The organism is Grimontia celer (genome assembly GCF_900055185.1).
GTDB lineage: Bacteria > Pseudomonadota > Gammaproteobacteria > Enterobacterales > Vibrionaceae > Enterovibrio > Enterovibrio celer.
Window position 1 is genome coordinate 1 of record NZ_FIZX01000009.1, and the last position, 14672, is coordinate 14672.

Annotated in this window: 16 protein-coding genes; 8 read left to right on the forward strand and 8 right to left on the reverse strand. The window is 51.5% G+C overall.

Annotated features, from left to right (window positions below):
* The first annotated feature begins 536 nt into the window (after positions 1–536).
* Positions 537–1082 (forward strand): gamma carbonic anhydrase family protein, encoded by a 546-nt coding sequence (locus GCE9029_RS23985; protein ID WP_062667663.1) that lies wholly within the window; start codon positions 537–539, stop codon positions 1080–1082.
* Here GCE9029_RS23985 and GCE9029_RS23990 read toward each other — a convergent pair.
* From GCE9029_RS23990 to tsaC, 4 genes are read right to left on the reverse strand one after another with little or no spacing between them, the layout of a single operon-like run.
* Positions 1079–1342: a DUF1488 family protein gene (locus GCE9029_RS23990; RefSeq protein WP_062667664.1), complete on the reverse strand. Its 264-nt coding sequence runs from the start codon at positions 1340–1342 to the stop codon at positions 1079–1081. The genes GCE9029_RS23985 and GCE9029_RS23990 overlap by 4 nt on opposite strands.
* Positions 1343–1353: 11 nt before the next feature.
* The gene (gene aroE, locus GCE9029_RS23995) at positions 1354–2172 is read right to left on the reverse strand and encodes a shikimate dehydrogenase (protein ID WP_062667665.1); all 819 of its coding nucleotides are present in this window, start codon (positions 2170–2172) and stop codon (positions 1354–1356) included.
* A gap of 18 nt (positions 2173–2190) precedes the next feature.
* Positions 2191–3114: an oxygen-dependent coproporphyrinogen oxidase gene (gene hemF, locus GCE9029_RS24000; RefSeq protein ID WP_062667666.1), complete on the reverse strand. Its 924-nt coding sequence runs from the start codon at positions 3112–3114 to the stop codon at positions 2191–2193.
* Between the two features lie 21 nt (positions 3115–3135).
* Positions 3136–3693 (reverse strand): L-threonylcarbamoyladenylate synthase type 1 TsaC, encoded by a 558-nt coding sequence (gene tsaC / locus GCE9029_RS24005; RefSeq protein ID WP_062667671.1) that lies wholly within the window; start codon positions 3691–3693, stop codon positions 3136–3138.
* Between the two features lie 231 nt (positions 3694–3924).
* Here tsaC and purE point away from each other — a divergent pair, with 231 nt between their 5' ends.
* Positions 3925–4410 carry a 5-(carboxyamino)imidazole ribonucleotide mutase gene (gene purE / locus GCE9029_RS24010; RefSeq protein WP_062667673.1) on the forward strand — a complete coding sequence of 162 codons (486 nt, stop codon included), beginning with the start codon at positions 3925–3927 and terminating at the stop codon, positions 4408–4410.
* A 2-nt stretch (positions 4411–4412) separates the two neighbouring features.
* A complete protein-coding gene (locus GCE9029_RS24015) occupies positions 4413–5549 on the forward strand; it encodes a 5-(carboxyamino)imidazole ribonucleotide synthase (protein WP_062667676.1) in 1137 nt (378 codons plus the stop codon).
* Between the two features lie 76 nt (positions 5550–5625).
* Here GCE9029_RS24015 and GCE9029_RS24020 read toward each other — a convergent pair whose 3' ends face one another.
* From GCE9029_RS24020 to GCE9029_RS24035, 4 genes are read right to left on the reverse strand one after another with little or no spacing between them, the layout of a single operon-like run.
* A complete protein-coding gene (locus tag GCE9029_RS24020; RefSeq protein WP_062667677.1) occupies positions 5626–6192 on the reverse strand; it encodes a DNA topoisomerase family protein in 567 nt (188 codons plus the stop codon).
* 17 nt (positions 6193–6209) lie between these two features.
* On the reverse strand, positions 6210–6686 hold the full coding sequence (locus GCE9029_RS24025) for a DUF494 family protein (RefSeq protein ID WP_002540853.1): 477 nt from the start codon (positions 6684–6686) through the stop codon (positions 6210–6212).
* A 2-nt stretch (positions 6687–6688) separates the two neighbouring features.
* The gene (gene dprA / locus GCE9029_RS24030) at positions 6689–7786 is read right to left on the reverse strand and encodes a DNA-processing protein DprA (protein WP_062667678.1); all 1098 of its coding nucleotides are present in this window, start codon (positions 7784–7786) and stop codon (positions 6689–6691) included.
* A 1-nt stretch (position 7787) separates the two neighbouring features.
* On the reverse strand, positions 7788–8822 hold the full coding sequence (locus tag GCE9029_RS24035) for a LysM peptidoglycan-binding domain-containing protein (RefSeq protein WP_062667679.1): 1035 nt from the start codon (positions 8820–8822) through the stop codon (positions 7788–7790).
* A 120-nt stretch (positions 8823–8942) separates the two neighbouring features.
* Between GCE9029_RS24035 and def the strand changes: the two genes are divergently transcribed.
* The 5 genes from def to GCE9029_RS24060 all read left to right on the forward strand — a co-directional run bounded on the left by def (position 8943) and on the right by GCE9029_RS24060 (position 14669).
* Positions 8943–9455, forward strand: coding sequence for a peptide deformylase (gene def, locus GCE9029_RS24040; RefSeq protein WP_002540849.1), 513 nt, complete (start codon positions 8943–8945; stop codon positions 9453–9455).
* Positions 9456–9462: 7 nt separating this feature from the next.
* Complete coding sequence (gene fmt / locus GCE9029_RS24045) at positions 9463–10407, forward strand: methionyl-tRNA formyltransferase (RefSeq protein WP_062667680.1); 945 nt, start codon at positions 9463–9465, stop codon at positions 10405–10407.
* 69 nt (positions 10408–10476) lie between these two features.
* Positions 10477–11754 carry a 16S rRNA (cytosine(967)-C(5))-methyltransferase RsmB gene (gene rsmB / locus GCE9029_RS24050; protein ID WP_062667684.1) on the forward strand — a complete coding sequence of 426 codons (1278 nt, stop codon included), beginning with the start codon at positions 10477–10479 and terminating at the stop codon, positions 11752–11754.
* A gap of 71 nt (positions 11755–11825) precedes the next feature.
* Positions 11826–13202, forward strand: coding sequence for a Trk system potassium transporter TrkA (gene trkA, locus GCE9029_RS24055; protein ID WP_062667685.1), 1377 nt, complete (start codon positions 11826–11828; stop codon positions 13200–13202).
* Between the two features lie 21 nt (positions 13203–13223).
* Entirely contained in the window at positions 13224–14669 is a 1446-nt protein-coding gene (locus tag GCE9029_RS24060) for a TrkH family potassium uptake protein (protein ID WP_062667686.1), read from the forward strand.
* Positions 14670–14672: the final 3 nt, after the last annotated feature.

A 14672-nucleotide genomic window follows, 5' to 3' on the forward strand; every position in this document is an offset into this window, starting at 1 on the left:
AACATCGATAAATCTTTTGTCTATCAATCACGAGTGCCCACACAGATTGCATAGGTCAAATTGTTAAAGAACGTTGACTTGAAGAAGCGTCGCTTCTCACCGTCAGGGCTGCGAATTTTACGCTGCCAGGCGATGAAGTCAAGAAGAAATTTTGAGATTTTTCAGCGTTGCTCTTGCAACCCTCAAAATACCTTATTGACTTGCTTCTCGGGGTGAATTTCCCTCTGAAGCGGGCGGCCATTTTACTGATTCGAAACAGCGCGTCAAGCGTTTATTTCAACTCAATTTTTGAGGCCTTCGCCGTACCGATTTACGTGGGCGTTTCCGCAGTGGAAGCCGCTCTCCGTGTCGGTGATGCGGCATTATAGGGAGGTCTGAAATTCTGGCAAGGGCTTTTTTGAGGTTTTTTATGAAAAACGGTGCGCTCGATTACTTTTCGCCCAAAACGGCATTAAAGTGTATTGAAACGAACAAGAATTGCACTCTTTTCCGCATCAAGATAGTCTGTTTTCAATCATCCTTATTTGGAATTTTCTATGTCTTCTGTACTTCGCAGCTATAAAGGTATCTTTCCAACAGTAGGTGAACGCGTTTACCTAGATCCTTCTTCTGTATTGGTTGGCGATATTACTCTTGGTGATGACGCAAGCATTTGGCCTTTGGTTGCTGCCCGAGGTGACGTTAACCATATCCGTATCGGCCAGCGGTCTAACATTCAAGATGGCTCTGTTCTTCATGTCACCCACAAGAACAAAGAGAATCCGGAAGGCTATCCGCTGCTCATTGGTGATGACGTGACTGTCGGGCACAAAGTCATGCTACATGGCTGCACCATTGGTAATAAAGTGCTGGTCGGCATGGGTGCGATTGTTCTTGATGGTGCAATAATAGAAGATGAAGTCATGGTGGGTGCAGGAAGTTTGGTTCCGCCTGGCAAACGTTTAGAGTCTGGTTTTCTCTACGTGGGTAGTCCGGTAAAACAAGCGCGCCCTTTGAAAGAAGCAGAACGCGCTTTTTTGCAGAAATCGTCTGATAACTATGTTGTCACGAAAAATGAGTACATCGCAGAGCTCGAAGGTTAACGCACCCAGATCTCACCGGACGCATTGAAGTCTTCCTCTTCAATGGCTTCTTCTGCTAACTCTTCCAGATCGAAGCGGTTCTCGGCAAACGCTGCCAGAATCGCTTCTTCTGTATTCAAAGCTACTCGCTCTCTCTTTTCCAGATCAGCTATCGAGATAAAGCAGGAAATCAAAGAGCCTGCTTGCTGCGCATCAAAGCGGACAGCGAGTTTTTCAGTATCCACCTGTTGTAGGTCAGGGAAAAGGATGTTCTGGTTCATCTGCACTTCATCTATTCAGCAAGATTACGGCGTAGTTCTCTCAACACCTGTCCAGTTCCCGGCCTGATACCACGCCAAATCGTAAAACTCTCCGCCGCTTGTCCCACCAGCATGCCCAATCCGTCAATCACACGGGCGGCACCGTTATCCAGAGCCCACTGGTTACTGCTGGTCACGCCTGAACCATATACCATGTCGTAAACCACAGTTTGACTGCCAAACACAGTCGCTGAGATTTGTGGGTGTTCTCCTGAAAGGCTGGCAGATGTGGAATTCACCACCACATCAAACTCTCCTTCAAGCGATTCAAAGCTGGTTGCAGAGACACTGCCGTTATCCGCAAATAGTGATGCCAGCATCTCGGCTTTACTGGCGGTCCTATTGGCAATCACCAGCTGTGCGGGCTCGTGAGCCAATAAGGGAAGAATCACTCCCCTCGCTGCGCCACCTGCACCAAGCAGTAAAATCTTAGCGCCTTCGAGTTGGACATGGTGATTCAGCAGATCCTGCACCAGACCTTCTCCGTCCGTGTTATCGCCGAGTATGCCGCCATCGTCGAGTTTTTTCAGAGTGTTCACCGCCCCAGCTAGCTTAGCCCGCTCGGTCAGCATAGTGGCCAACTTAAATGCCTCTTCTTTAAAAGGCACAGTGACGTTACATCCTTTGCCGCCACTGTTAAAAAAGGCGGTTACCGCTTCCTCAAAACCACCGATTGGTGCTTCGAGCGTCTCATAACTCATTGCCTGCGCAGTCTGGCGCGCAAACAAGGTGTGTATAAAAGGGGACTTACTGTGTGAGATCGGGTTGCCGACAACGACATATTTATCCACGACTTTGTTTTCCTTGAATTACCATTCCCTTGGTTTCAAAAACTCTGTGTAGAGCTTCTCTTCAGCAGATCCCGGCTCAGGCTCGAATCCATACTCCCAGCGCACCAGTGGTGGCATAGACATCAGGATTGATTCTGTCCGTCCGCCACTTTGCAGGCCAAACAGAGTGCCACGATCGTAGACAAGATTAAACTCAACATAACGCCCACGGCGATAAAGTTGGAATTCGCGCTCACGTTCACCGTAAGCGGCACCCTTACGTTTCTGCACGATCGGGAGGTAAGCATCGACGTAACCCTCACCCACGGCTTTTATGTAATCGAAAGACGTGTCGAATCCCCACTGGTTCAAATCATCAAAGAAAAGACCGCCGACACCACGGGTTTCGTTACGGTGAGGTAGGAAGAAATAACGATCACACCAGGCTTTGTGCTCAGCATAAACATCAGCGCCAAAGGGTGCACAAATAGACTTCGCTGTTTGGTGCCAGTGGACACAATCTTCTTCTACCGGATAGAAAGGCGTGAGATCGAAACCACCACCAAACCACCAAACCGGGGCTTCCCCTTCTTTTTCGGCAATGAAGAAACGGACATTGGCGTGGGACGTCGGGACATTCGGGTTTTTCGGATGCACCACCAAAGAAACACCCATGGCTTCAAAGCCCCTGCCTGCCAGTTCAGGACGGTGCGCCGTCGCCGAACCTGGCATTTTGTCTCCAAAAACGTGGGAGAAATTCACACCAGCCTGCTCAAATACATTGCCATCGCGAAGCACCCGGCTTTTACCACCGCCGCCCGCAGGTCTTTCCCAGGCATCTTCCTCAAATGTCGCACCGCCGTCTTCTTTTTCCAGCGCCGCACATATAGAGTCCTGCAACGACAGCAAAAAGCGCTTAACCGCATCTTTATCAACCTGCTGAGGAAGGTTCTGATTCTCCACGTGATTTCCTTGTACTTTTATTTAGCCCTGACGAAGCACCTTACCAGAACGCGCATCTCGGATCTCGGTAGGCTTGTCACGTCCACCAATTTTTCCTTCTAAAACATTCGGTACACGGCTACCCAATTGCTCTACCACTTCCGCCACACTGCGACACGGCTCTTCACCGCTGAGGTTGGCACTGGTTGATGTGATGGGTTTGCCATAAGAAAGACACAATTCGCGGACATCCGGATGATCGGAAACGCGCACAGCGACAGTATCAAACTGCCCAGTCACCCAATCGGTGATCTTCTTGCCAGCCGGCATGACCCAAGTAACAGGACCCGGCCAAGTTGCCAAAACATCGGCTTTCACCTCTTTGCTCAGGCTATCGAAGTCAATGTATCCGTCCAACTGGGAGAGCTCTGCTGCGATAAGAATCAGGCCTTTGACCTTATCACGCTCTTTTACATCTAAAAGCGCCTGCACAGCGGCTGGGCTGTCCGGGTCACAACCCACACCAAATACCCCTTCTGTGGGATACGCGATAACTTCCCCGCGCGCCAACGCTGCCACGCATTGCTTAACATTCGCCAATGCTCTTCTCCTGCCTCTACCCGAAAAATTCGGCTTACTATGACCAACTTTACCCGACGTTCTCAACACTTTTGTCACAAATCGAAACAGACTTTCTATCAGCCCCGTTTATATAAGGTATCCAAACAGCAGCAAACAGACTGACGCAAACGTTTTCCTTGCTGCTTTTTGCCGATATAATGCGCCCACTTTCCATGTTTCAGCGGTTAACGAGCATTTACAGGAGTTACTATGAAAGTCGGCATCATCATGGGTTCTAAATCAGACTGGCCAACCATGAAAAACGCAGCAGATATGCTGGATCACTTCGGCGTTGACTACGAAACCAAAGTGGTTTCTGCCCACCGCACTCCTGGCCTGCTCGCAGATTATGCCAGCGAAGCTGCTTCACGTGGCCTGAAAGTGATTATTGCTGGCGCAGGTGGCGCTGCTCACCTACCTGGGATGACCGCTGCGTTTACCAGCCTTCCTGTACTGGGTGTACCGGTTCAGTCAAAAGCACTGAAAGGGATGGATTCGCTACTTTCTATCGTTCAAATGCCAAAAGGTGTGGCAGTAGGAACGCTGGCAATTGGTGATGCAGGTGCCGCGAATGCCGGCCTGCTTGCAGCGCAAATCTTGGCGACCAATGATGCAGAGCTGATGGCAAAAGTCGACGCTTTCCGTCAGAACCAAACAGACACCGTTCTCGCTAACCCTGACCCATCGGTAGATTAATCATGAATGTGCTGGTTCTCGGTGCCGGACAGCTGGCACGTATGATGGCACTGGCAGGTGCCCCCCTAAACCTTAAGATTAGCGCGTACGATGTGCGAAGCGGCAACCTTGTACACCCAGTCACGCTGGAAGTACTTGGGCAAGGCCTGGAAAACGGGATTGCCGATGCCGACGTGATTACTGCCGAGTTTGAACACATCGCGCCGGACGTACTGGAAGTCTGTCAGGCCAGCGGTAAGTTCTACCCTGGTGAAACCGCCATCCTGACCGGTGGTGACCGCCGTCTGGAAAAAGCATTGCTGGATAAAGCCGGTGTAGCCAATGCCCGTTATCAGGTGATTGAATCCCGTGCTGATTATGACAAGGCAATCGCCAATATCGGCCTGCCTCTCATCCTGAAAAGCGCCCTTGATGGCTATGACGGCAAAGGCCAGTGGCGCCTGAAGCCAGATTCAGATATTGAATCAGTGTGGCAGGATATCGACCAGTTCCTCAAAACCTCTCCACAAGGTGCACGTCAGTGTGTGATTGCCGAAGAATTTGTGCCATTTGACCGCGAAGTGTCATTAATCGGTGCGCGCAATGCCAAAGGCGATTTGGAAATTTACCCACTGACCGAGAACATCCACACCAACGGTATCTTGAGCGTGTCGGTGGCAGCTGGCGACAATGATGCAGTTCAGGCTCAGGCTGAAGCCATGTTTAAAGCGGTTGCAGACACACTGGGTTATGTCGGCGTATTGGCGATTGAGTTTTTTGATGTCGGCGGCAACCTCAAAGTGAACGAGATTGCGCCGCGCGTGCACAACTCAGGTCACTGGACACAGCAAGGTGCTGAGGTTTGTCAGTTTGAGAACCATCTTCGCGCTGTCTGTGGCTTACCGCTTGGCAGTGCCAAACGCATCCGTCCGACTGCGATGATCAACATCGTCGGTGAAGTGACTGTCCCGGTGAATGTCATGGGACTGGCACATGTACATTGGTACGACAAAGCGTCGCGACCAAGTCGCAAAATTGGCCACATTAATCTGTGCGCAGAGAGTGCAAAGGCGTTGGGTGAAGCACTTCAGGAAGTTGCCAAACACTTGGACGGCGCTGAGTTTCCAGCCCTTCAAAGTGCCGCAGAAACATTAAGCTGAATGAACCAAGCCCAAAACGAGAAAAGCCGCTGATAGCGGTTTTTCTTTTTCTAGTACCAGATAAACCAGCCTTCGGTCATTGCCCCTGTTTGTGCTGACATTTTTTATCCGCGCAAACTTTCACGATGCCCGCCGCCAGTTTTTTCTCCAGCAGAAGCGGATATCCGCAAACCTCACAGTTACCCTTGATAGGCTTTTGGTTCACAGCGAATTTGCATTTCGGGTAAGCATCACACGCATAGAAGGCTTTACCAAAACGCGATTTCTTCTCATGCAGCTTTCCTTTGCGGCACTCAGGACAGTTGATGTCCATGGTCTCCGCTTCCGGTTCCTGATCGCGCTTTTCGATATGCTGGCATTCCGGATACGCCGAGCAACCGATAAACATGCCGAAGCGTCCTTGGCGGAGCACCAACTCGTTGCCACATTCCGGGCACGGCATACCAAGCTCTTTCACTATGTGTCCATCATTGTGGTTCAGTGACTCGATGAAATCACAAGCCGGGTATCCAGTACACGCCTTGAAAGGGCCGCGTTTACTGTGCTTGATAACAAGAGCGCTGCCACATTTAGGGCAGCGCTCTTCATTTTCCAGCGCATGTTCATGGGCGCTGAACAGGGAATCGTCAATTTTTCCAACCAAAACAGACCAGCCTCAAATCAGTGAAGGTATTCATCTTCCGCTGTGCTGTAGAGTAACTCTTCCATTTGATCGTACGCGCGCTCGTTGCCGGGCACGTTAAACAGCACCATCAGGATCACCCATTTCAGATCTTCCAGCACAAATTCTTGCGTATCGAGCTCCATAACACGGTCAACTACCATTTCACGGGTTTCAGGGCTCAGTACACTGATTTGCTCAAGGAAAGTCAAAAAACCTCGGCTCTCGGTATCCAGTCGATCCATCTCTTTTGGGGTATAGATACGAACAGAAGTGAGCGCGCCGCCAGTAAGGTATGGGGTTTTGTCGGCGTCTTGAAGTAGCGCCAGCTTTTCAAGCCAGTTCAGCGCTTTGTAAATATCGTCTTGATGAAATCCAGCTCTAGAGAGTTCATCAGCCAGTTCGTCCTGATCCACCATCAACTCAACATCGCTGTGGATATAGGTTTCAAACAGGTACATTAAGATGTCCATCATGGCTATCCCCTCCTCGTTCTGACATAACCACCGGGTACCGCTGTTACCAGCCCCTGTAGCTCAAGTTCTAACAACTGCATCATGATTTCGTGAACGGGTTCATCGCAGATTTCTGCAAGCACATCGACACACCTTGCTTCATTTCCTACGTTAGCCAACAGTTCAGGAAATGGCAATTCTTCTTGCAAAACTTGGGCCTGAGCGACCTCCAACTGGTGATTTATTGCACAGCCGGCCAATGCGCCAACCTGCTCTAAAATCTCGTCCACCGACTCCACCAGAAAAGCGCCTTGCTTTATCAAGCCGTTACTGCCTTTCGCATGTGGGTTATGGATTGAACCCGGTAAAGCAAAGACATCCCGCCCTTGTTCAAGTGCCAGTCTGGCGGTGATCAGCGAACCACTCTTCATTGCCGCTTCCACCACCAGCACTCCTGTAGATAGACCGCTGATAATGCGATTTCGTCTCGGGAAAAATGCTGGTTTTGGCGGCGACCAGGGCCAAAGCTCTGACGCCAGTACGCCATTCTCCCTGATATCGTCAGACAGTTGACGGTGTCTGGCAGGATAAATCTTCTCAAGCCCTGAGCCCAATACGGCAATGGTTTTCCCTTTGCCATCGAGTGCGCCACGATGAGCACGGCCATCAATACCCAGCGCCAAACCGCTGGTCACGACGACATCGTGAGCGGCAAGCTCTTTGGCAAAAGCATGGGCCAGTGATAAGCCATCGTTAGATGCATGACGACTGCCAACCATCGCAAGTTGCGGCAGTGACAGTATATGGGGATCGCCGTCGACAAATAAAAGAGGAGGAGCACCACTGATTTGCTTTAAGAGGTAAGGATAGCGGGAATCGGTCAGCGAGATGATGTGCCTGCCCGGTGCTGCTGCCCAGGTCAGGCATTTGTCGATAATGGAAAAGTCAGGTTGTCGCAGCGCCTGAATCTGAGCTGGTTTGAAGCCAAGCGCTGCGAGCTTGATATCCTCCAGCGCGTCCAGTTTGTGCAGTGGGTATCGGCTGATAACCTTACTGACCGCCTGACTGCCGAGGCGGGGAACGGCGGCGAGCCTAAGCCACCACTCAAGCTCGCGAGACATCTTATCCTTCCGCAGCGATGACCGGCATATCCGCTTTCAGTGCCTTATCGGCTTCCACCACCATGGCAAGACTGAAGAAAGGATAGCTGCGAATAACCAACAAAGTGCCTGCCGATGTTGATGGCAAGACTTTCACCACATCGCCGCCACCATTGTCAATATCGCTGTCGTAGCGCATGTCACCCTTAGAACCTTTCATGGCAACACCTGGCACCACCACCGACAGGGTATGTCCCTCATTCAGGCCGTCCTGTTCGCCCAGATCGACCACCACGATTTGACGGTGTCCAACAAAGTTGCTGCCGTAAAGGTGTCCAACCATTCTGCCTTTAACGCCATCAGGCGCAGGTTTAGGGTGGAAAATCTCTCCGGTTTTCGCACCAAGTGCTGGTAACAGGATATCGTTAGGTTTGATTTCCTGGTTTTGGCGGGTCAGCGTCATTTCAGCAATGTCATCAATCGAGCGCACCAGCTTGGCTTCACCGACTTTCTTAAGGCTTATCATGCGAACCACCGCATCACCTTTCTCCCGCTGGAAATCCGTCACATTGCGATAGATAAACCACTCTTCACTGCCTAAAGGCTTATCAACAAAAAACGGCGTACGCTTAGAAATGTAACTCCATCCTTCCTGCGCGCCCAATACTCGCGGTGCGAGCAAATACTCTCGTTCATGAATGAGGGTGTCATAGGTCAAGAACTGGCGCAGAACCGAAGGTGACGTGCTGTTGATAGGCGTTGAGTCAGTACGGTTAGTCCCTGCCATATAAGAAAGCACAGGTTTGCCATCAAGCCAGCTCAGGCGCAGCTTGTCGCCCGGGTAGATAAGGTGAGGATTTTTAATTGCCGGATTGTGTTGCCAAAGCGTCGGCCAGTGCCAAGGTTTTTCAAGATAAAGGCCTGCAATATCCCAAAGGGTATCGCCTTTTTTCACGGTATAGTTTTCAGGTGCATTAGCGCTCAAACGCACTTCTGACGCAGCTATCACGCCTGGCAGCCCCAGCGCCAGACAAAAAATGATAAGCTTTTTAAACATCCCTTGTCTCCAAAAGCGTACTTTCGATTTGGATGCTGTCATTTGAATAGCAAAATGTCTAGAATTAGCCCAATTACCGAAGCCGGATACGGCGCAGTTCAACATATTTAAGAGACGTTTATGAGTGTATTACAGGTTTTGACCTTCCCGGACGATCGCCTACGCACGGTGGCGAAACCGGTAGAAAGCGTCACACCAGAGATCCAGACCATTGTTGATGACATGCTGGAAACCATGTACGACGAAGAAGGCATTGGCCTTGCTGCGACCCAGGTGGACATCCACCAGCGTATCGTTGTGATTGATATTTCAGAAACCCGCGATGAGCCAATGGTGCTGATCAATCCGGAAATCATCGAGAAACGCGGTGAAGACGGTATCGAAGAAGGTTGCCTGTCTGTTCCTGGCGCTCGCGCACTGGTCTCCCGCGCATCGGAAGTGACGGTTAAAGCACTGGATCGCGACGGCAACGAATACCAATTCGAAGCGGATGACCTTCTGGCTATCTGTGTTCAGCACGAACTGGACCACCTTGAAGGCAAACTGTTTGTTGATTACCTGTCGCCCCTGAAGCAACAGCGCATCAAGCAGAAACTGGAAAAAATCAAACGCGCTAACCAAAAAGCCAGCTGAGGTTTCCTTGAGCAACTCATTGAAAATCGTATTTGCCGGTACGCCGGATTTCGCCGCCCGTCATCTGGCGGCGTTGTTGTCTTCGCACCATGAGGTGGTAGCGGTTTATACCCAGCCTGACCGTCCGGCGGGCCGTGGTAAGAAATTGACTGCCAGCCCAGTCAAACTGCTGGCACAGGAACACAATATTTCTGTTTATCAGCCAGCGAGTCTGAAAGCCGAAGACGCTCAACAAGAGCTAGCTGCCATTGGTGCAGACATCATGGTCGTAGTGGCTTATGGCCTGCTGCTGCCTAAGGTGGTGCTCGATACTCCTCGCCTCGGCTGTATCAATGTTCACGGTTCTATCCTGCCTCGCTGGCGTGGCGCTGCACCTATCCAACGCTCAATCTGGGCGGGCGATGCAGAGACGGGTGTCACCATCATGCAGATGGATGAAGGTCTGGATACTGGCGATATGCTGAAAATCGCAACCCTGAACATCGACGCCAAAGAAACCAGTGCCACGCTTTATGAAAGATTGGCGGAAATGGGCCCTGAAGCCTTGGTGGAATGTCTGGGTGATATTGCTTCTGGCAAAGCCGTTGCTGAAAAGCAGGACGATGAGCTTGCCAACTACGCGAAAAAGCTCAGCAAAGAAGAAGCACAAATCGACTGGACCATGAGCGCCGACGCGATTGAGCGTTGCATCCGTGCCTTTAATCCGTGGCCGATGAGTCACTTCTCTGTGGCGAACAACAACATCAAAGTCTGGGATGCCGAAGTCGAATCAGAAGACAGCGGCAAGGCACCGGGCACCATTTTGTCCGCCGACAAGAAAGGTATCCGAGTGGCAACCGGAGAAGGCGTTTTACGCCTGACATCCATCCAGCCACCGGGCAAAAAAGCCATGAGCGCGGCAGACATTCTGAACTCCCGCCGCGACTGGTTTGAACCTGGCACCCAACTGTAATTGAGAAGGCCAGCTTGCTGGCCTTTTTTAGTGGCTCGCATTCACGTGAGCAAACACTGAGGTATATTCATGAACGTTAGAGCTGTCGCTGCGCAGGTTATTTATCAGGTTGTCGACCAAGGACAATCCCTGTCAGCCGCCCTGCCGCCTGCCCAACAAAAAGTGGCTCCGCGCGATGGCGCCCTGCTGCAGGAGATCTGCTACGGCGTGCTGCGCTGGTTGCCGCGTCTCGAATCCATCACTCAATCTCTGATGGACAAGCCACTTAAAGGCAAGCAACGCGTTTTTCATCATTTGATTTTGGTCGGCCTATACCAGCTCAACTACATGCGCATTCCAGCCCACGCGGCGGTTGCTGAAACCGTGAATGCCACCAAGGTACTGAAAAAGCCTCAACTCCGCGGCCTTATCAATGCCGTGCTACGTAATTACCAACGCAATCAGGAAGCTTTAGATGCCGCCGCTGTCGCGCACGACGCGGGTAAGTACGGCCATCCTGGCTGGTTGTTGAAACTGCTACAAAAAGCTTACCCAACTGAGTGGGAGCAGGTGGTTGAAGCCAACCATGAAAAGGCACCAATGTGGCTGCGTGTAAACCGCACCCATCAAACCCGCGATGCTTACAAGACGCTTTTGGATGAAACAGGCATTGAGACTGCTATCCATCCTGAAGCGGAAGATGCACTGAAACTGGCGACACCTTGTGATGTCACTGCCCTTCCTGGCTTTTCAGAAGGCTGGGTATCGGTGCAGGACGCTGCTGCGCAGCTGTCGGTTGATTACCTCAAGCCTCAAACTGGCGAGCTCATTCTTGATTGCTGCGCAGCGCCGGGCGGAAAAACCTGTCATATCCTCGAGCATGAACCAACCGCAAAGGTCGTAGCAATGGATGTGGATGCAACCCGTCTTACCCGTGTGGAAGAAAACCTCAAACGCCTGAAGCTCGACGCGCAGGTGATTTGTGGTGACGCCCGCACTCCAGGCGAGTGGTGGCAGGGTGAGCAGTTTGATCGTATTCTGCTCGACGCACCATGTTCAGCAACGGGTGTTATTCGCCGCCATCCGGATATCAAGTGGCTTCGCCGTGCTGACGACATTGAACAATTAGTGTCGCTGCAGTCTGAAATCCTTGATGCCATGTGGGCGCAGCTGAAATCTGGTGGTACGCTGGTTTATGCGACCTGCTCGATCACCCCGCAGGAAAACGCAGAGCAGGTAAAAGCCTTTCTGACGCGTACATCCGATGCAGCACTGGAAACAGGTACAACGGAACAGCCAGGCAGACAAATTCTGCCTGGTCAGGAAAACATGGATGGGTTCTATTACGCTGTTATCAAAAAAGCATAATAGAGTCAGCGCGGGCAGCAGCAACTGCCCGCGATAACAATAAAAATTGAACCGAGGTTCACGCAGACGTTATGAAAATCATCATCTTGGGGGCTGGACAGGTCGGTGGCACACTGGCTGAAAATCTGGTGGGCGAAAACAACGACATCACCATTGTAGACAAAGACCCCGAGCGACTCAGAGAGCTGCAGGACAAATATGATCTTCGTGTGGTACAAGGCTACGCCAGCCATCCCACCACACTGCTAGAAGCAGGTGCACAGGATGCCGACATGCTGGTCGCGGTCACCAACTCCGACGAAACCAACATGATCGCCTGTCAGGTCGCTTTCACGCTCTACAACACGCCAAACCGCGTTGCCCGTATCCGAAGCCCGGAATATCTCGCCACCAAAGACCAATTGTTCCAGACCGATGCTTGTCCCGTCGATCACCTGATTGCACCGGAAGAGCTGGTCACTCAGTACATTCAGCGCCTGATTGAATACCCGGGTGCACTGCAGGTGGTGAACTTTGCCGATAACAGAGTCGGCCTGGTTGCGGTCAAAGCGTATTACGGTGGTCCACTGGTAGGTAATGCGCTGTCTGCACTTCGCGAGCACATGCCCCATGTAGATACCCGTGTAGCTGCTATTTTCCGTCGTGACCGCCCTATCCGTCCGCAAGGCACGACCATTATCGAAGCGGACGATGAAGTCTTTTTCGTGGCAGCAAGTAACCACATCCGCTCGGTGATGAGTGAGCTTCAGCGCCTTGAAAAACCTTACAAGCGCATCATGATTGTCGGTGGTGGTAACATCGGTGCAGGTCTCGCGCGAAGCCTTGAGCGCTCCTACAGCGTGAAGCTGATTGAACGCAACCCGCGACGCGCAGAGCAGCTTTCGGAAATTCTCGAGAACACCATCGTCTTCTGTGGTGATGCTGCAGATCAGGAACTTCTGAGCGAAGAGCATATCGACCAGATTGACGTGTTCATTGCGGTCACCAACGAAGATGAATCCAACATCATGTCAGCCATGCTGGCCAAGCGCCTTGGCGCTAAAAAAGTGATGGTGTTGATTCAACGCGGTGCTTACGTGGACTTGGTACAGGGCGGTGCGATTGATGTGGCGATATCGCCGCAGCAAGCCACCATTTCAGCACTGCTTACCCACGTGCGTAAAGCCGACATCGTGAACGTGTCGTCGCTTCGCCGCGGCGCGGCAGAAGCGATTGAAGCCATCGCCCACGGTGATTCCAACACCTCCAAAGTGGTGGGACGTGCTATTGGCGACATCAAACTGCCGCCGGGTACGACCATTGGTGCGATCGTAAGGGAAGAGGAAGTCCTGATCGCACACGATAAAACCGTTATTCAGCAGGACGATCACGTAGTGATGTTCCTGGTGGATAAGAAGTATATTCCGGACGTGGAAAGGCTGTTCCAGCCAAGTCCATTCTTCCTCTAAAGACAAAACGCATCACAGTGTATGGTTAACTTCAAACCGGTACTGTTCGTCATAGGGCTGGTCTTATCCAAGATCGCCCTATTTATGTATGTACCCACCCTTACTGCCTTTTTCACCGGTACCGCCGGTTTTCTCGACTTTGGCCTTGCGGTCATCATTACCCACGTCGCCGCATTTGCTTGTCTGACACTCGGTAAAACCGAGGATTTCCGTCTCAACGCCCGCGACATGTTTGTTATCACCACCATGGTGTGGCTAATTGCCAGTGCTTTCGCTGCCCTGCCGTTTGTCTTCATCAACCACATCAGTTTTACTGACGCCTACTTTGAGACCATGTCCGGTATTACCACCACAGGCTCTACGGTGCTGAGTGGTCTTGATAATATGGCACCATCGATTCTGCTTTGGCGCTCCATCTTACAATGGCTCGGTGGCGTAGGGTTTATCGTGATGGGCGTAGCCATCCTGCCTTTTTTGAATGTCGGTGGTATGCGTCTGTTCCAGACCGAGTCTTCCGACTGGTCAGCGAAATCCAGCCCACGCACCAAGAACGTCGCTATCAGCATCATGAAGGTTTATGTCTCGCTGTCCGCACTATGTTTTGTCGCCTACTGGCTAACGGGCATGACAGCATTTGAAGCAGTGAACCACGCCATGACGACGCTATCGACAGGTGGTTATTCCACGTCAGATAGTTCAATGAACCACTTCAGTCATGCCGCGCATTGGGTCGCCACCTTGTTTATGTTCGCCGGCGGCCTGCCGTTTCTTTTGATGATTAATGCGCTACGCCGACGCGAGCCGAGCATGTTGGTGAACGATGCGCAGGTTCGAGGGTTTACTTACCTAGTGCTGGCAACGGCGCTGATGGTGTCACTCTGGCTCGTACTCACCAAAGACTATGCGGTGATGGATGCCATCCGAGTATCGCTGTTTAACATCATCTCAGTGGTGACAACAACAGGATTTGGATTGGATGATTTCACCGCCTGGGGGCCTTTCGCGTCGGTGATTTTTGCTTTTATGTTGCTGGTGGGAGGATGCTCAGGTTCTACCGCAGGCGGCGCGAAAATTTTCCGTTTTCAAATTGCGTTGGCTTTGCTGAAAAAACAGATTCAGCAATTGGTGCACCCTTCGGGCGTCTTCATCCAGCGCTACAACGGCCGCCCGGTCAACGAAGACATTGTTCGCTCAGTAGTGGCGTTTGCGATCACCTACATCATGACGATTCTGGCTGTCGCCATGATACTCGCCGCCACCGGACTTGATGGTATCACCAGTCTAACAGGGGCAATGACTGCAGTTGCTAACGTGGGACCAGGCATGGGTACCATGATTGGACCAACAGGGAATTTCGCCGGATTATCTGATACTGCTAAGTGGGCGCTCAGTATTGGTATGTTGATGGGACGATTGGAAATTCTGACTGTGCTGGTTTTACTGTTTCCGGTTTTCTGGCGCGATTGATCG